This is a genomic window from Nonomuraea sp. SBT364 (genome assembly GCF_001083785.1).
In the GTDB taxonomy this organism is placed as follows: Bacteria; Actinomycetota; Actinomycetes; order Streptosporangiales; family Streptosporangiaceae; genus Nonomuraea.
In genome coordinates, this window is sequence record NZ_LAVL01000003.1 from 166,321 (window position 1) to 183,408 (window position 17,088).

Genomic DNA, 17,088 nt, shown 5'->3' on the forward strand with positions numbered 1-17,088 from the left:
GGGCACCATACTTCGATGCCCGAAGTGCGGCAAGGCGATCAGGCCGGGCGGCGCGGCTGGAAGAGCCAGGCGTCGAAGAGGGGGTCGAGCTGCTTGCCCGACAGGCGTTCGGCCAGCGCGACGAACTGCTCGGTGGTGACGCTGCCGTAGCGGTGCTCGGCGGCCCAGGTCTTCAGCAGGGTGAAGAACGTCCGGTCGCCGACGGCCTCGCGCAGCGCGTGCAGTGTCATGCCGCCCCTGCTGTAGACGGACTCGTTGAACAGGTCGGCGGGTCGCGCCCGGCCGGGCGGGTAGGCCCAGATCGGGTCGGTGGCCGGGCGGGCGTGGTAGGCGGCGAAGATCTGGTCGGCGGTGCGCCCGCCCTTGTGCTCCGACCACAGCCACTCGGCATAGGTGGCGAAGCCCTCGTTGAGCCACAGGTCCTTCCACCGCTTGATGCTGAGGCTGTTGCCGAACCACTGGTGGGCCAGCTCGTGCGCGATGATGCCGTCGTCGGGCTCGAAGCCGCCGTAGATGGGCTTGGTCTGGTTCTCCAGCGCGTAGCCGGCGGAGAAGTCGTCGACCACGCCCCCGGTGGAGCCGAACGGGTAGCGGCCGAAGACCGTGCTCCAGTAGTCGGTGATCTCACCCGAGACCTTGTGGAACTTGTCGAGCGTGCCGTCGAACTTGGGGTCGACGGCCGCCAGGTTGGGGATGCCGCCCGCCGTGGTGCCCTTCTTGAGGCGGAACTTCCCGATGGTGGCGGTGGCGAGGTAGGTGGTCATCGGGTGGGTCTCGCGCCACCGGAACGTCGTGCGGCCGCCCGTGGTGCGCGGCTCACCGCGCATCTCGCCGTTGGCCAGCGCGGTCACGCCCTCGGGCACGGTGATCTCGAAGTCGAAGGCGGCCTTGTCGGCTGGGTGGTCGTTGCCGGGGAACCAGGTCTTGGCGCCGTTGGGCTCACACGCCACGAACGCCCCGTCGGGGGTCGGGACGAAGCCGTAGGTGCCCAGGTTGGTGGAGTCGCGCACCGGCTCGGGCACCCCGGAGTAGGCCACCCGGGCGGTGAACGGCACCCCGCGAGACAGCGGCCTGGCGGGGACGACGGTCAGCTCGTCGCCGGCCCGGGTGAACGTGGCGGCGGCCCCGTCGACCCAGATTCCGCTCACGGTGAGCCCCTTGAGGTCGAGGTTGAACCGCGACAGCGGCATCGTCGCCGTGGCCCGGATCGTCGCCTCGCCGTCGAGCTGCTTGCTCGCGGGCGTGTAGCCGAGCTTGAGCGCGTAGTGCGCGACGTCGTAGCCGCCGTTGCCGTCGGTGGGGAAATCGGTGTCGCCGATGCCGGGCGCGCCCGCCTGGGCCTCGGTGCGGGCCTCCCCGTTGGACGGCCCGCACGCCAGCACGCTCATCAGGGCGGCCAGCAGTGCGGCCCGCCTCCCGGTGTCCCTCATGAAGCGACTCCCCTTCGTGATCGCATGCCTACGTATCGTAAGCATCCACGAAGGAGCCGCTGATCACCACCGGTTCAGAGGTTGCCCCTGCGCTCCTGCTCGCGCTCGATGGCCTCGAACAGCGCCTTGAAGTTGCCCTTGCCGAAGCCGAGCGAGCCGTGCCGCTCGATGAGCTCGAAGAAGACCGTCGGGCGGTCCTGCACCGGCTTGGTGAAGATCTGCAGCAGGTAGCCGTCCTCGTCCCGGTCGACCAGGATCTTGCGCCTCTGCAGTTCCTCGATCGGCGCGCGCACGTTGCCGATGCGGGCGCGCAGCTCCGGGTCCTCGTAGTACGAGTCCGGCGTGTCGAGGAAGTCCACCCCGGCCGCCCGCATGTGGTCGACCGTGGTCAGGATGTCGTTGGTGGCCAGCGCGATGTGCTGCACGCCCGGTCCGCCGTAGAACTCCAGGTATTCGTCGATCTGCGACTTCTTGCGGCTGACGGCCGGCTCGTTGAGCGGGAACTTGACCTTGCGGGTGCCGTCGGCCACGACCTTGGACATCAGCGCCGAGTATTCGGTGGCGATGTCGTCGCCGACGAACTCGGCCATGTTCGTGAAGCCCATGACGTTGCGGTAGAACTCCACCCACTCGTCCATCTTGCCGAGCTCGACGTTGCCGACGCAGTGGTCGACGGCCTGGAAGAGCCGCCCGGTCCTGGTGGCGGGCGGGGCGACCAGCGGCTCGGCCGCGGCGTAGCCGGGCAGGTAGGGGCCGCCGTAGTTTGACCTGTCGACGAGCGTGTGACGGGTCTCGCCGTAGGTGGCGATCGCCGCGAGCACGACCTTCCCGTGCTCGTCCTCCATGGTGTACGGCTCGGCCAGGCCGCGGGCGCCCCTGGCGACGGCGTGCTCGTAGGCCGCCTCCACGTCCGGCACCTGGATGGCCAGGTCGATGACCCCGTCGCCGTGCTCGGCCACGTGGGCGGACACGCCGGTGCCGGGCCGCACCGCGCCCCGGAACTCGAACGTGGCGCTGCCCGAGGTGAGCACGTAGGCCACCTCGTCCCGGCTGCCGTTCTCGGGCCCGCGGTAGGCCGTCAGCCTCATGCCGAACGCGGTGGAGTAGTAGTGGGCGGCCTGCTTGGCGTTGCCGACGGCGAACACCACGGCATCCATCCCGTTGACCGGAAAGACATCACTCATACCACCAACTCTCGATTTATCTGGGCTGGTTGTGCAAGAGTTGCGTAGATGAGTGGACAATCTGCCTAATCGGCGGCGTGAAGTGCTGGAGAACCTGTGACTATTGACCACCTCGACGCGCGCCTCATCGCGCTGCTGGCCGACGAGCCGAGGCTGGGAGTGCTGGAATGCTCACGCCGGCTCGGGGTGGCGCGCGGTACGGTTCAGGCCCGGCTCGACCGGCTGTTGTCCCGGGGGGTCATCACCGGCTTCGGTCCCGACGTGTCCACCGTGGGGCTGGGCTACGACGTCACGGCGTTCGTCCTGATGGAGATCCGCCAGGTCGCCGGGCACGACCCGGTGGCCGACCGGCTGGCGCTCATCCCCGAGGTGCTGGAGGTGCACACCATCACCGGCGGCAGCGACCTGCTCTGCCGGGTGGTGGCCCGGACGAACTCGGATCTGCAGCGCGTCATCGACCAGATCGTCGACGTTCAAGGAGTTCTCCGGACTTCTTCGATCATCGCCCTGGACACCCCTGTTCCGTACCGAGTGTTGCCTTTGGTGGCCGATGTCCCGCGCAGAGAGGTCCAGCGGCCGTAGCATCCACTCAGGGACGATGCACCGTTATCGATCGTTTACCCTTGACGTTCGCGCTGATGACCAGGGGAGGGCGGCACGATGCGAAAGCGGCGGGTGCTGCGTTTTCTGCTGATCACGGCAGGCGCCGGCATGCTCGTGCTGGCCGCGCTGTTCGGCATCGCCTGGGCGATGACCCCCATCCCCGACAGCACGCAGAAGGACGCCACGGCCCAGGGGTCGGTCATCTACTACCGCGACGGCAAGAGCGTCATCGCCCGCCAGGGCATGAACCGCAGGGTCGTCACGCTGGACAAGGTGCCCAAGCACGTCCGCGCCGCCGTCATCGCCGCCGAGAACCGCTCCTTCTACGAGGACGGCGGCGTCTCGGTCAAGGGCACGACCAGGGCGCTGTGGTCCACGCTCACCGGCCAGCAGCTCCAGGGCGGCTCGACCATCACCCAGCAGCTCGTGCGCAACTACTACAGCGGCCTGAGCCAGGAGCGGTCGGTCACGCGCAAGTTCAAAGAGATCATGATCTCGCTGAAGGTCGACCAGTCCAAGTCCAAGGACTGGGTGCTCGAGCAATACCTCAACACCATCTACTTCGGCCGCGGCGCCAACGGCGTCCAGGCCGCCGCCCAGGCCTACTTCGGCAAGGACGTCGAGGACCTGAGCGTCGCCCAGGGCGCCTACCTGGCCGCCGTCATCCAGCAGCCGAGCCGCTTCGCCGACCCCGAGGGCGCCGACCTGGCCGCCGCCGAGGCCCGCTGGCGCTCGATCGTCGAGGCGATGGTCCAGACCCGCGCGCTCACCGCCGGTGAGGCCGCCGAGCAGAAGTTCCCCAAGCTCAAGGCGCCCAAGAAGCCGTTCCAGCTCAAGGGCCAGGCCCAATACATGCTGGAGCAGGTCACCGCCGAGCTCAACCGGCGCGGCTACACCGACGAGGACATCAACGGCGGCGGCCTGAAGATCGTCACCACGTTCGACAAGAAGCTCATGGAGGCCGCCGAGCGCGCCGTCAAGGAGACGCTGCCCGACGGCACCCCGAAGAAGCTGCGCACCGGCCTGGCCGCCGTCGACCCGGCCACCGGCGAGGTCGTCGCCTTCTACGGCGGCAGCCCCGACAGGTCCAAGTACGACAACGCGTTCTCGGCCAAGGTGATGGCCGGCTCCACGTTCAAGCCCTATACGCTGGCCGCCGCGCTCGACAACGGATTCGGCCTGTCCACCAGGGTCAACGGCAACTCGCCGATGCGGGTGGCGTCCGACCCGGACAACCCCATCCCCAACGACAGCGGCCGCTCCTACGGCCGGATCGACCTGGTCTCCGCGACTCAGAACTCGGTCAACACCGCCTTCGTCGACCTCGCCCAGAAGGTCGGCCCGGAGAAGGTCGCCGCGACCGCCGAGGCCATGGGCCTCCCGGCCGCCCAGCTCGACCAGCACGTCCAGGCCGCCACGTTCCCGCTGGGCGTCGCCTCGGTGAGCGCCGTGCAGAACGCCTCGGGCTTCGCCACCCTCGCCAACGGCGGCGTCCACATGGAGACGCACGTCGTCAAGAGCGTCACCGACGCCGGCGGCATGAAGGACGTGGTCAAGCCGGAGGCCACCCGCGCCGTCAACGAGCAGGCCGCCGCCGACGCCACCTACGCGATGCAGCAGGTCGTGCAGTACGGCACGGGCACCGCGGCGCGGCTCTACGACCGTCCCGTCGCCGGCAAGACGGGCACCACCGACGACTCCCGCGCGGTCTGGTTCAACGGCTTCACGCCGCAGCTCGCCGTGGCCGTCGACATGTTCCGCGACGACAACAAGACCGTGAGCATCCCGGGCTACGGCGTGCAGTTCGGCGGCCAGCTCCCGGCGCGGATCTGGCGGGCGTTCATGGCCGAGGCGATGCAGGGCGAGCCGGTCGAGCGCTTCCCCGAGCCGTCGCGCTACGGCTACCAGCCCGACTACGGCGCGCCCGAGCGCGACCAGCGCCGGCCTGAGACGCTGCCCACCGACGAGGCGCCGGACGACTGGACGGAGACCCCGCCCTCGCCGGACGCCACCGAGCCGCCGATCCCCGAGCCCTCCACCCCGCCGGACGACAACCCGGACGAGCAACTGCCGGAGGTCCCGGACGAGCAGCCGGGCCCGCCGACCGGGGCCCCGGCCGAGCCCACGGGCGGCCCTCCCGAGAACGGCGGCCGCCCGACACCCGCCGCCTAGCGCGCTATTCGGCCAGCCGGTCGCGCAGCGCCGCGACGGTGGTGGCCGGCATCTTGCAGGTGAAGCCCCGGCACACGTAGGCGGCCGGCGCGCCGGCGATCAGACCCCGCCCCTTCAGCAGCGGCACCGTGCCCGCCACCACCTCGCCGGACGGCGGCGTCCCCGCCACCGCCGACGCCGGGTCCAGCGCCGCAGGCGCGCCGGACCCCACCGCCACGACGGCTCCCGGCGCCCCCGACAGGTACGCCTCCCGGTGCAGCTCGGCCGTGCGCGGATCGTCCGGCGGGCCGACGACCGCGACCTCGACCGGGCCGTCGAGCGCCGCCCGCGCGACGGCCAGCCCCCACCCGGCGAACCGGGCGTGCTTGCCGGCCAGGACCGACACCGTGCCGAGCGCGGCGTGCGCGGCCTCCCGGTGCCGGGCGGAGCCGGTCAGCGCCGCGTAGGACAGCAGGGCCCCCGCCGCCGCGTACTGGCCCGACGGGGTGGCGTTGTCGGTCGGGTCCTGGGGCCGCTGGAAGAGCCGCTCGGCGTCGTCGGCGGTGTCGTAGAACCCGCCCGTGCCGTCGCCGAACCTGTCGAGCACGGTGTCGAGCAGTGCCCCGGCCAGCCGGAACCAGCGCGCCTCCCCGGTCACCCCGTGCAGCGCGATCAGGCCCTCGGCCAGGTTGGCGTAGTCCTCCAGCACGCCCGCGTTGGCCCCGGCCCGCCCGTCGCGCGAGGTGCGCAGCAGCCGGCCCCCGTCGACGTGCACCTCGTCGAGCAGCGTCGCGGCGGCCGTGGCCGCCTCGACCAGGTCGGGCCGCTCGAACACGATCCCGGTCTCGGCCAGGGCCGCGATGGCCAGCCCGGTCCATCCGGCCACCACCTTGTCGTCGCGCCCGGGCCGTACGCGCTCCTCCCGGGCGGCGAGCAGGCGCGCCCGCACGCTGTCGAGCCGGGCCGTGTCGGCGGGATCGGACAGCATTTGCAGCACCGACGTGCCGTGCTCGAACGTGCCCGTGACCTCGAACACCCCGGCCGCCCACGCGCCGTCGTCGTCGCCGAGCACCTCGCGCAGCTGCCCGGGTGTCCAGACGTAGAACTTGCCCTCCTCGCCCTCGCTGTCGGCGTCGAGGGCCGAGGCGAACCCGCCCTCGGCCGTACGCATCTCGCGCAGCAGCCAGTCGGCCGTCTCCAGCGCGACCCGCCTGGCCAGCGGTCCGCCGCCCGAGGTCCACCAGTGCGTGTAGACGCGCAACAGCAGCGCGTTGTCGTAGAGCATCTTCTCGAAGTGCGGCACCACCCAGCCGGCGTCGACGCTGTAGCGGGCGAACCCGCCGCCCAGCTGGTCGTAGAGGCCGCCCCTGGCCATCGCCTCCAGCGTGCGCCCGCTCATCTCGCGCTCGCCCGAGCGCAGCAGGAACTCCAGCACCATCGACGGCGGGAACTTCGGCGCCCCGCCGAACCCGCCGCGCACCGGGTCGAACGACTCGCGCAGGTTGGCCACGGCCTGCTCCAGCGTCTGCGCCGTCGGCGCGGGCCCGCTCGGCAGCGAGGTGTCGGAGTTGAGCACCTCGACCACCTTCGCCCCCTGCTGGAGCACCGTCTCCCGGTCGTTGGTCCAGGCGTTGTGCAGCCCCAGCAGCAGCCGCTGGAACTGGGGGCGGGGGAAGTAGGTGCCGCAGTAAAAGGGATGCCCGTCGGGCGTCGCGAACACGGTCATCGGCCAGCCGCCCTGCTGGGTCATGGCCTGCGTGGCGCTCATGTAGACGGCGTCGACGTCGGGCCGCTCCTCGCGGTCGACCTTGATGTTGACGTAGTGCTCGTTCATCAGCCGCGCGGTGGCCTCGTCCTCGAAGCTCTCGTGCGCCATCACGTGACACCAGTGGCACGCCGAGTAGCCCACGCTGATCAGCAGCGGCACGTCGCGGCTGCGGGCCTCCCGCATCGCCTCCTCTCCCCACGGCCACCAGTCGACCGGATTGGCGGCGTGCTGCAGCAGGTAAGGAGAGGTCGAGCTACCGAGCCTGTTCACACAGCCAGGCTCTCACACCGCCGGGATCCACCCGTTATCCGCCGACCGGTGTTTGGGACGGCGGCAGGGGCGTAGTTTACGGATCGTGGATCTCGACTTCGTCTGCGCACACGCCGGGCGCGCCCCGGCCGCGCTCACCCGGCGCGACGTCGCGCGCGCCCTGCTGGCCGTGGCCTCGGGGGTGGCGCTGGTGGCGCTGCCCGACCTGCGGCGGGCGATGATGGCCGCCGGCAACCCGTTGTCCGTACGGTTCTGGGAGTCGGCCAGGTCGGCGCTGAGCTCCATCGAGTCGGGCGCGGCCACCGTGGGCGACGTGCAGCGCTGGGTCGAGTCGACGGGGACCGAGCCGATCCTCATGACGCCGAGCTACTTCGTGTGGCCGGAGGAGGACGAGCGCGGGCCGGTGGCGCAGGAGATGTTCGGGCGGCTGGTGGCCCACCTGGAGGAGCGGGTGCGGTCGGGCGAGATCGACCCCGACGCGCTGGTGGCCGGCGACCAGCCCGCCCGGCGCGCGTACGAGGAGCTCCAGGAGCAGTGGCTGGCCACGCCGCTGGCCGACGGGCGGGTGCCCGGGTTCGCGGTCAGCGACGAGCAGGACGAGGAGCTGTTCGCGGCGTTCGACGAGGAGGAGGCGTTCGCGCTGTCGGAGCTGCAGCGCATCCTCGGCGAGCTGGACAAGCTGCCGGAGCTGCCGATCGCGGAGCTCGACCGGGCCGCGACCCGGCTGCGCGAGCTGCTCGGCGAGCCCGGCTATCCGGGCAACGTGCTGCGGGCCTGCGCGGGCTTCGACGACCGGCCGATCCCGGTGGACGAGGCGGAGCTGTGGCTGGCGGTGGCGGCGGGCATCGCCGGGCCGATGTCGGACCTGTCGGAGGAGGCCAATCTGCTGGAGGAGTTCGCCGACCTCGACCGCGAGGTCAGCGTCGAGGACTCGGTGCTGGCCAACCTGTGCGCGCTCCAGCACGCCGACTGGCTGGCGGCGGTGGCCGCCCTGACCAGGCTGGGGCCGGGCGCGCCGGCGTCGCCGGAGCGGATCGCCCAGCTCGTCGCCGAGTCGGAGGACATCGACGGCTACGACGAGGACCCGGGTGACCTCGACGCGACCGAGGCGTTGTTCGTGCCGGTGGTCGCGCTGTGGGCGCAGCTCGGCATCGTCGACGAGGACGAGACGCTCACCCGGCTGGGCTGGTGGGGTCTGCCGAAGGCGCTGGAACGCGCCTGGTCACCCGCTGACTGAGTCGTCGAGCAGGCCCTTGAAGTCGGGGTGGCGCTCGATGTAGGAGGCCACGTAGGGGCAGAGCGGCTGCACGGTCAGCCCGGCGTCGCGGGCCTCCTCCAGGGCGTGCTTGACCATGCGGCCGGCCAGGCCCTGCCCTTCGTGCTCGGGCGAGACCTCGGTGTGCGTGAAGACGATCTTGGTGGGCAGCAGACGATAGTCGGCGAACCCGGCGACCTTGCCGTCGAGGAGGATCTCGAAGCGGCTTTCCGCCGAGTTGTCGACCACTTCAATCGGCATCTTTCACGCTTTCCTGCCGTAGCTCGGCCTCGTGCGGGACCTCGATCTTCGAGATCTGCTTGTTCATCGACTTGATCAGCATATACAGCGCCAAGCCGATGAGGGCCACGACGGTGAAGCCGAGGATGCCCGGACTGACATCACCTGCTGCTAGAACGGTCACACATCCAGTCTGCCACCCGGGGGCGGTGCTCCGACCGGCGGCTCAGTGGCAGGCCGGGGAGGTCTCCTCGGCGTGGATCCCGGCGAACAGGTCGTCCTCCGGCAGCTCGGTGTCGACCAGCGAGCGGGCCAGGTGGTAGTCCTCGGTCGGCCAGATCTCCTGCTGCAGCTCACGCGGGCAGACGAACCACCAGCCGTCGGGGTCGACCTGGGTGGCGTGCGCCTTGAGCGCCTCGTCGCGGATCTCGAAGTAGTCGCCGCACGGCACCTTGGTGGTCACCTCCCACTTGGCCGGCCGGTCCTCCCAGCGGGAGATCCAGTCGGCGTACGGGGAGCCCATGCCGCGCTCGTTCATCGCCTCGTGCAGCGCCTCGAACCGGGCCCGGTGGAAGCCCATCTGGTAGTAGAGCTTCAGCGGCTGCCACGGGTCGCCGGTGCCCGGGTAGCGGTCGGGGTCGCCGGCCGCCTCGAACGCCTCAACCGACACGCGGTTGGTCATGATGTGATCGGGGTGCGGGTAGCCGCCGTCGTCGTCGTACGTGATGATCACGTGCGGCCTGAACTCGCGCACGGCCGCCACCAGCGGCGCCGAGGCGTCCTCCAGCTTCTGCAGGCGGAAGCAGCCCTCGGGCAGCTCCTCCTCCTCGCTCTCCGGCAAGCCCGAGTCGACGAAGCCCAGGAAGCGCTGCTGCACGCCCAGGATCTCGCGGGCCCGGGCCATCTCCGCCCTGCGGACCTCGGCGATGTTCGCCACGATCTCCGGCCGGTCCATCTTCTCGTTCAGCACGGAGCCGCGTTCACCGCCCGTGAGCGTACAGACCAGCACGTCAATGCCTTCGCGGACATAACGCGCCATGGTGGCTGCGCCCTTGCTCGACTCGTCGTCGGGGTGGGCGTGGACGGCCATCAGCCTCAGCGGTGCACTCACGGGCTCGATGTCTCCTCAGTAGGGACCGATCAGTTGCCCAGAGAGGTTAGTTTCTGCTGGGCGGTCGCGAGGGCGTGACCCCCGCGGGCGACAATTGTCTCGGATAACGCTCAGGGAGTGCAGGGAGATTCCGCCATGGCCACCAGAGATGTCGGGAACGGACCCGTTCTCGGCACACCCGCCGACTTTCCGGACCGTCCCGAGCGGGGCGGGCGGCTCGTCGTGCACATCGTGATCGGGGTGCTCGTGGCCATCGTCGCGGGTGGCTGGGGCTACGTGATGTGGTCCATGACGGGCACCGCGACGGGCGCCAAGGCGCAGGTGGTCTCGTTCCGGATCGATGATGCGGCCCGGGCCGAGGTAACCTTCACGGTGCACAAGCCCGACGACAGCTCGGCGGTGTGCCGGATCAGGGCCACGGACGTGAACCACGGGGAAGTAGGCAGCAAGGAAGTAAGAATTCCGGCTGGTGAGGGTAGTAAGCCCCGCAAGGAGAGCCTGGACACCAGTGCCCAGGCGACATCCGTCCACGTCCAGTACTGCAATCTCGTATAGTGAGACATTTGGGGAAGCGTTCCAGGCGTTGACTTGTTAGCCTTTCGCAATTCAACCGTACGCGACCTTCAGTGATCTCAGGGCCCCCTAGGCAAGCAAGGAGAACCCGTGGCCGACTCTCGCGATGAGAACGTCACATGGCTGACGCAGGAGGCGTACGACCGCCTGAAGGCCGAGTACGAATATCTCTCGGGGCCCGGGCGTGTCGACATCGCCAAGAAGATCGAGGCCGCGCGTGAAGAGGGCGACCTCAAGGAGAACGGCGGCTACCACGCGGCCAAGGACGAACAGGGCAAGATGGAGGCCCGGATCTTCCACCTCCGTCAGATCCTGGACAGCGCCCAGGTGGGCGAGGCCCCCAAGACCGAGGGCGTGGTCGGCCCCGGCATGACCGTGACGATCCGCTTCGTGGGCGACGACGACGAGGTGACTTTCCTGCTGGCCTCCCGCGAGGAGAGCGGCGCGCCGATCGACGTCTACTCGCCCAAGTCCCCGCTGGGCGCGGCGATCAACGGCAAGAAGATCGGTGAGAAGGCGACCTACAGCATGCCCAACGGCCGCCAGAACACCGTCGAGATCCTCGAGGCTGTGCCGTACATCGGCAACTGACCCCCGAAGACCGGCACCGCCGGGCCCACGACGGCCCGGCGGTGTTCACGCGTGCCCCGTCGGGGATCCGGCAGGACCTCAGCTTCCTGGTCGACACCCGCAGGCGGCGTGACCATCGCAGGCTGATCCCGTTCATCGTGGTTGCGCTGGTGGCCGTGCTGACGGCCGACGTGCTGCTGCTGGCGGAGGTCAGGCGGCCGCAGGCGCCGCCCGTCGCGGATCCGGTACGGCCCCGCCCGGAGCCCCGGCAGAGCCTGATGGCCAAGACGAAGACGGTCGAGCCGGTCAAACCGCTCGGCACGCTGCACAAGCCGCACCTGTTCGTGGTGACCCGCAAGCCGTTCACGAGCAAGCAGTTAGCCAAGATCGCCAAGGTGCCGGGCGTGCGGGCGATGGAGCTGGCCGACGCCGCCAGCGTCACCCTCGACGGCAAGCGGGTGCAGACGCTCGCGGTGTCGCCGTCCACGTTCCGGGCCTACACCCCGAAGGTGACGGCGTCCTCCGATCCGCTGTGGGCCAACGTGGCCGCCGGTGACGTGGCCGTCTCGTTCGTGCTGGGCAACGACGGCGGGCTGTCCCTGCACAGCAAGGTGAGCGGGCCCAGGGGGCCGCTGCGGATCGGCGCCTACGCCACCACCGGGCTCGGCGCGGTGGACGCGGTGGTGTCCAGGGAGACCGGGCGGGCGCTCGGCCTGCCGCGCGACAACGCGCTCATCATCAGCGCGCCCAAGGCCGACTCGGCCGACCTGCAGCGCCGGGTGATGAAGCTGCTGCCCAAGGGCACCCAGTCGGCCATGGTCAACCCGGTGCTGCCCCCGCCCCAGACTCGCGAGCGCAACTGGCCGACCGGCTCGTTCATGACCGGTGAGCAGCTCACGGCGGCGCTCACGGCGGCGGCGTCCAAGCTCGGCCGGCCGTACGTGTGGGGGGCCGAGGGGCCGAGCACGTTCGACTGCTCGGGGCTGGTCCAGTGGGCCTACGGCCGGGCCGGGGTGCGGATGCCGCGCGTGACGCACCAGCAGTGGCTGGCCGGCCCGCAGGTGCCGCTCTCCCAGGCGCAGCCGGGTGACCTGCTGTTCTGGCGCAACGACCCGACCAACCCGGCCTACATCTCGCACGTGGCCATCTACTGGGGCAAGGGCAAGATGCTGCACGCCCCGCGCACCGGTGACGTGGTCAAGATCGCGCCGATCAGCACCCGCAACCTGGCCGGCGTGGTCAGGGTGAGCCCGCAGGCCGCCGGGCGGGTCTGAGCGCGTACTCACGCAAGGCGTCGCTCCTCAGGCGCGTGCATTTCCGAAGCAACTGTGTAATGTTGATTACATGGCAAGCGATGATGTGACGGCGCAGGTACGCGGCTGGTTCACCGGGCGGCTCCCCGAGGGCTGGTTCACCGGTGCGCCCGAGGTCGTCAGGGACCGCGAGGAGATCGCGGTGCTCGGCACGCTGCCCGATCCGCCGGCCGGCGTGGACGAGTCCGAACGGGCCGCGCTCGTCGAGGGGATGATCGGGCGCTTCCGTGAGGAGACGCGGGAGCGGCGGATCGAGATCGCCAAGGAGGCCGAGCGCAGGTTCCGGCAGAAGGTCTCGTGGGGCGTCGTGTGCGGCGGCGAGACTGTGATGTTCACCACACTCTCTGTGCCCGTTATGACCAGATTGCGGCAATCTGAGCGGCAAGTTCTCGACACGCTCGTGGCCGCCGGGGTGGCCCGCAGTCGCAGTGACGCCCTCGCCTGGTGCGTCCGCCTCGTGGGCAGGAACACCGACACCTGGCTGGCCGAGTTGCGCGACGCGCTGCAGCACGTCGACCGCGTCCGCTCCGCCGGCCCCGATCCGCATTCCTGAGACACGCAGCGAAAACCGTCCCGGTATTGGACTAAACCATTTCCGGAATTGGTTTAGACCATCGGCATTGGACTGAACCAGTGCTCGCACGAGTTTCTTTTAAAGCGTGCGCCGATGGGTAGGCTCCCCCAATCGTCGAGGCCGCTGCCTGCGGTGACACCCGTCGCAGAGGTCTATGCCAATTGGCTTTCGGGTGCCGTCGTCGTTAATGATGAGCGGGCCCTGAGAGAGTGGAGGAGCCGCAGTCGTGTCCGTTTCCGTGGAAGTCCACGCGCCGACCAGCAATCGCGAATTGGCCGCGTGGGTGAAAGAGATAGCGACCCTTACCGAGCCGGACCGGATCGAGTGGTGCGACGGCTCCGAGGAGGAGTGGACGCGCCTGACGAACCTCCTCGTGGAGCAGGGCACGTTCACCCGGCTGGCCAAGCGGCCCAACAGCTTCTACGCCAAGTCCGACCCGAGCGACGTGGCCCGGGTCGAGGACCGCACGTTCATCTGCTCCGAGCGCGAGCAGGACGCCGGGCCGACCAACAACTGGATCGCGCCCGCCGAGATGCGCCGGACCTTCGGTCAGCTGTTCAAGGGCTGCATGCGCGGACGCACCATGTACGTGGTGCCGTTCTGCATGGGCCCGCTGGGCGGCGAGATCTCGCAGCTCGGCGTCGAGATCACCGACTCGCCGTACGTCGCGGTGTCGATGCGGATCATGACCAGGATGGGCGAGCGGGCGCTGCGCCTGATCGAGGAGCGCGGCGACTTCGTCAAGGCCGTGCACAGCGTGGGCGCGCCCCTGGAGCCCGGCCAGGACGACGTGCCGTGGCCGTGCAGCTCCACCAAGTACATCAGCCACTTCCCGGAGACCCGCGAGATCTGGTCCTACGGCTCCGGCTACGGCGGCAACGCGCTGCTCGGCAAGAAGTGCTACGCGCTGCGCATCGCCAGCGCCATGGCCCGCGACGAGGGCTGGCTGGCCGAGCACATGCTCATCCTCAAGCTCACGCCGCCCACCGGCGAGACCCGCTACATCGCGGCCGCCTTCCCGAGCGCCTGCGGCAAGACGAACCTGGCGATGCTCCAGCCGACCATCCCGGGCTGGAAGGTGGAGACCGTCGGCGACGACATCGCCTGGATGCGCTTCGGCGACGACGGCCGCCTGTACGCCATCAACCCGGAGGCCGGCTTCTTCGGCGTCGCGCCCGGCACCGGCCAGGTCACCAACGCCAACGCGATCAAGACGCTCTGGGGCAACAGCATCTTCACCAACGTCGCGCTCACCGACGACGGCGACGTGTGGTGGGAGGGCCTCACCGAGGAGGCGCCGGCGCACCTCACCGACTGGAAGGGCCGCTCCTGGACCCCTGACAGCGGCGAGCCGGCGGCGCACCCGAACGCCCGCTTCACCACGCCGGCCTCGCAGTGCCCGACCATCGCCCCCGAATGGCAGGACCCCAAGGGCGTGCCCATCTCGGCGATCCTGTTCGGCGGCCGCCGCGCCACCGCGGTGCCGCTCGTGACCGAGTCGCTGAGCTGGGAGCACGGCGTCTTCCTCGGAGCCAACGTCGCCTCCGAGAAGACCGCCGCCGCCGAGGGCAAGGTCGGCGAGTTGCGCCACGACCCGTTCGCCATGCTGCCGTTCTGCGGCTACAACATGGGCGACTACTTCGGCCACTGGATCAGGATCGGCCGCCGCAAGGGCGCCAAACTGCCGCGCATCTACTACGTCAACTGGTTCCGCAAGGACGCGGACGGGAAGTTCATCTGGCCCGGCTTCGGCGAGAACAGCCGCGTCCTGAAGTGGATCGTGGAGCGCCTCAACGGCGAGGCGAAGGCCGTGCCCACGCCGATCGGCCTGCTCCCCGAGTCGCTCGACACCGAGGGCCTGGACCTGGCGGACGAGGACCTGCGCACGCTGCTGAGCGTCGACCGCGAGGTCTGGCGGGAGGAAGCGGCGCTGATCCCCGCCCATTTCGACACCTTCGGCACGCATCTGCCCAAGGAGCTCTGGGAGGAGTACAACGCCCTGCTCGACCGGCTCGGGTGACCTTGCGCCGTGCGGTGCGGCCGTTCTAGCTTGGCCGTACCGCACGGGGGGTGCCAGATGGACGACTTACTGATCGTCGCCGTCATCGCCGCGACGGTGCTCGTCATCGCCGCCGAGCCGATCGCCGACCGCGCGCGCCGCCGCGTCACCGAGACGCGGCCCAGCGGCGCCGCGCACCAGTTGTCGCACCAGTTGTCGCACCAGTTGTCGCACTACGAGCTGGCCTATCTGGCCGGCGGGCCCAGGCGGGCCATCAACACGGCGCTGACCGTCCTCGCGACGGCCGGCGCCGTCCGCGTCTCACGGGCCGGCGTCAGCCTCGTGTACGGCGCCGCGCCGTCGCCGGTGCCCCTCGAACAGGCGGTGATCGACTTCCTGGCGGGCAGGGCCGGCGGCTGCCCGGCCGCCGAGCTGCGGCGGGGGGTCGCCGGGCACCGGGCGGTGACCGGGCTGGCCGACGACCTCGTCCGCCGGGGGCTGCTCGTCCCCGAGGGCGCGCTCGACCCCGCGCGCAGGCGGGTGCGCTGGCTGGTGGCCGCCCTTCTGGTCGCGATGGGCATCGACGCGACCGCCATCGCGCTGGCCGTCGGCGGCCTGATGGAGGATCTGGGACATCTGCCCGTACTCCTGCTCGCGAGCGCGTTCGCCCTGATCTTCGGGGTGGGCGCGATCGTGCGTCAGCGCCGCCGGCTGCGCGGCGTCCTGACCCGTGAGGGACGGCTGGTGCTGACGTCGGCCCGCTCGTGGCACCCGCGCACCACACGCGATCACAGCACCCTCGCCCCCGCCGGCGGCCTGCCCGTCGCCCTGTACGGCCTGGCCGAGACCGGCGACCCGCTGATCACCGACGAGCTGTCCAGGGGCGACCCGAGCGGCGACGTCACCGGGTCCTGCGGAAGCCACGCCGACGGGTCGTCGAGCTTCGGCGACAGCCCGGGCGGCTTCGGCGGCGGCGACTTCGGCGGCGGCGGTGACAGCGGTGGCGGTGGCGGCGGCTGCGGAGGAGGCGGTGGCGGCTGCGGGGGCGGTGGAGGCTAGGTGTTTGACACCTTTACGGCGCAGCCGTTCCGCCGGGGCCGATCGTCTACTGGATACGAGTAGAGGAGGTCGTCTTGGATAGTTTCGCCGGGTTGGTCCTCACCGCGATCGTCTGCGCGGCTCTCGTCGCGCCCATCGTCCGAACCGCCTCCGCCCTCGCCGAACTGGACCGCAACCTGCGTGCCGGAGGCGGCCCCACCGCGCGTGACCTCGGCCCCTACGAGCTTGCCTACCTGGCGGGCGGGCCGAGGCGGGTGGTCAACACCGCACTCGCCGTCCTGGCCCGCGCCGGGCGGCTGCGCGTCTCGCGCGGCGGCATGCTGCATGCCGTCGACGGCCGGTCCGGCTCCGCCGAGCCGGTCGAGCGGGCCGTGCTGGAGGCCGTAGGGGAACGGCCGGCGGGGATGTCGGCCACGGCGGTGCGTCACTCGGTCGGCAACGGGCCCGCGGTCGAGGCCGTCCAGGACCAGCTCGTCCGCCTCGGGATGCTCATCCCCGACGACTCCCAGGTCTCGATCCGTGGGCTGCTCACCCGGCTGAAGGCACTCTCGGTGGTGTCGCTGCTGGTCGGGCTGGTCGTCTTCTTCGCCGTGCCCGGGAGCGTGGTCCTGGGGGTCGGCGCGGCGGTGCTCGCCCTGACCGGCGCCGGCGGGCTGGTCGCGGCCCGGCGCCGCCGGCGCGCGCTCGGCCACCTCCTCACGGACGCCGGTCAGGAGCGGCTCCGGACGGCCCGGTCGGCGCATCCGGCAGGTGTCCTGTCGCCGGCGGTCGCGAGCGCCATCGCCGTGCCCGTCGCCCTGAACGGCCTCGGCGAGGCGGGCGACCCCGAGCTGGAAGCCCAGCTCTCCGAACGCGACCACGACGTCCCGTACGGGCACAGTTGCGCGGGAGGTTCCTGCGGCGGCTCGGCCGGGATCGGCGGCGGCGACTTCGGCGGGTCGGGCTCCGACGGCGGGGGCGGGGGGGGGTGGCTCTTATAAACATATCC

Annotated in this window: 16 protein-coding genes; 10 read left to right on the plus strand and 6 right to left on the minus strand. The window is 70.7% G+C overall.

The features are described 5' to 3' along the window. Positions 1-38: 38 nt before the first annotated feature. The gene (locus tag ADY59_RS03135; RefSeq protein WP_053174403.1) at positions 39-1,430 is read right to left on the minus strand and encodes a M1 family metallopeptidase; all 1,392 of its coding nucleotides are present in this window, start codon (positions 1,428-1,430) and stop codon (positions 39-41) included. Between the two features lie 74 nt (positions 1,431-1,504). Next, on the minus strand, positions 1,505-2,614 hold the full coding sequence (gene hppD / locus ADY59_RS03140; protein ID WP_049557254.1) for a 4-hydroxyphenylpyruvate dioxygenase: 1,110 nt from the start codon (positions 2,612-2,614) through the stop codon (positions 1,505-1,507). Between the two features lie 96 nt (positions 2,615-2,710). On the opposite strand from hppD, the gene ADY59_RS03145 reads away from it, so the two are divergent. Further along, the gene (locus ADY59_RS03145; RefSeq protein WP_049557255.1) at positions 2,711-3,196 is read left to right on the plus strand and encodes an Lrp/AsnC family transcriptional regulator; all 486 of its coding nucleotides are present in this window, start codon (positions 2,711-2,713) and stop codon (positions 3,194-3,196) included. A 78-nt stretch (positions 3,197-3,274) separates the two neighbouring features. Then, positions 3,275-5,389: a transglycosylase domain-containing protein gene (locus ADY59_RS03150; RefSeq protein ID WP_197093402.1), complete on the plus strand. Its 2,115-nt coding sequence runs from the start codon at positions 3,275-3,277 to the stop codon at positions 5,387-5,389. 4 nt (positions 5,390-5,393) lie between these two features. Here ADY59_RS03150 and ADY59_RS03155 read toward each other — a convergent pair whose 3' ends face one another. Next, the gene (locus tag ADY59_RS03155) at positions 5,394-7,406 is read right to left on the minus strand and encodes a thioredoxin domain-containing protein (RefSeq protein ID WP_049557258.1); all 2,013 of its coding nucleotides are present in this window, start codon (positions 7,404-7,406) and stop codon (positions 5,394-5,396) included. An 85-nt stretch (positions 7,407-7,491) separates the two neighbouring features. On the opposite strand from ADY59_RS03155, the gene ADY59_RS03160 reads away from it, so the two are divergent. After that, positions 7,492-8,643, plus strand: coding sequence for a hypothetical protein (locus tag ADY59_RS03160; RefSeq protein ID WP_049557260.1), 1,152 nt, complete (start codon positions 7,492-7,494; stop codon positions 8,641-8,643). Here ADY59_RS03160 and ADY59_RS03165 read toward each other — a convergent pair. From ADY59_RS03165 to mca, 3 genes are read right to left on the minus strand one after another with little or no spacing between them, the layout of a single operon-like run. Beyond that, positions 8,629-8,922: a GNAT family N-acetyltransferase gene (locus tag ADY59_RS03165; RefSeq protein WP_049557262.1), complete on the minus strand. Its 294-nt coding sequence runs from the start codon at positions 8,920-8,922 to the stop codon at positions 8,629-8,631. The two genes, ADY59_RS03160 and ADY59_RS03165, sit on opposite strands and share 15 nt — an antisense overlap. Next, positions 8,912-9,085: a hypothetical protein gene (locus ADY59_RS51015; protein WP_197093403.1), complete on the minus strand. Its 174-nt coding sequence runs from the start codon at positions 9,083-9,085 to the stop codon at positions 8,912-8,914. Before ADY59_RS51015 ends, ADY59_RS03165 begins: the two co-directional genes overlap by 11 nt. Before the next feature lie 42 nt (positions 9,086-9,127). Further along, a complete protein-coding gene (mca, locus tag ADY59_RS03170) occupies positions 9,128-10,012 on the minus strand; it encodes a mycothiol conjugate amidase Mca (RefSeq protein WP_082309805.1) in 885 nt (294 codons plus the stop codon). Positions 10,013-10,147: 135 nt separating this feature from the next. Here mca and ADY59_RS03175 point away from each other — a divergent pair, with 135 nt between their 5' ends. The 7 genes from ADY59_RS03175 to ADY59_RS03205 all read left to right on the plus strand — a co-directional run bounded on the left by ADY59_RS03175 (position 10,148) and on the right by ADY59_RS03205 (position 17,080). Next, on the plus strand, positions 10,148-10,567 hold the full coding sequence (locus ADY59_RS03175) for a DUF4307 domain-containing protein (RefSeq protein ID WP_049557270.1): 420 nt from the start codon (positions 10,148-10,150) through the stop codon (positions 10,565-10,567). 108 nt (positions 10,568-10,675) lie between these two features. Beyond that, positions 10,676-11,176: a transcription elongation factor GreA gene (greA, locus tag ADY59_RS03180; protein ID WP_049557273.1), complete on the plus strand. Its 501-nt coding sequence runs from the start codon at positions 10,676-10,678 to the stop codon at positions 11,174-11,176. A 41-nt stretch (positions 11,177-11,217) separates the two neighbouring features. Continuing rightward, positions 11,218-12,429 carry a C40 family peptidase gene (locus tag ADY59_RS03185; protein ID WP_231618511.1) on the plus strand — a complete coding sequence of 404 codons (1,212 nt, stop codon included), beginning with the start codon at positions 11,218-11,220 and terminating at the stop codon, positions 12,427-12,429. A 70-nt stretch (positions 12,430-12,499) separates the two neighbouring features. Beyond that, on the plus strand, positions 12,500-13,021 hold the full coding sequence (locus tag ADY59_RS03190; protein WP_049557276.1) for a hypothetical protein: 522 nt from the start codon (positions 12,500-12,502) through the stop codon (positions 13,019-13,021). A 247-nt stretch (positions 13,022-13,268) separates the two neighbouring features. Then, on the plus strand, positions 13,269-15,062 hold the full coding sequence (locus ADY59_RS03195) for a phosphoenolpyruvate carboxykinase (GTP) (RefSeq protein ID WP_049557278.1): 1,794 nt from the start codon (positions 13,269-13,271) through the stop codon (positions 15,060-15,062). Positions 15,063-15,119: 57 nt separating this feature from the next. Next, complete coding sequence (locus ADY59_RS03200; protein ID WP_049557281.1) at positions 15,120-16,100, plus strand: TIGR04222 domain-containing membrane protein; 981 nt, start codon at positions 15,120-15,122, stop codon at positions 16,098-16,100. Positions 16,101-16,174: 74 nt separating this feature from the next. Next, a complete protein-coding gene (locus ADY59_RS03205; protein ID WP_197093404.1) occupies positions 16,175-17,080 on the plus strand; it encodes a TIGR04222 domain-containing membrane protein in 906 nt (301 codons plus the stop codon). Positions 17,081-17,088 lie beyond the last annotated feature (8 nt).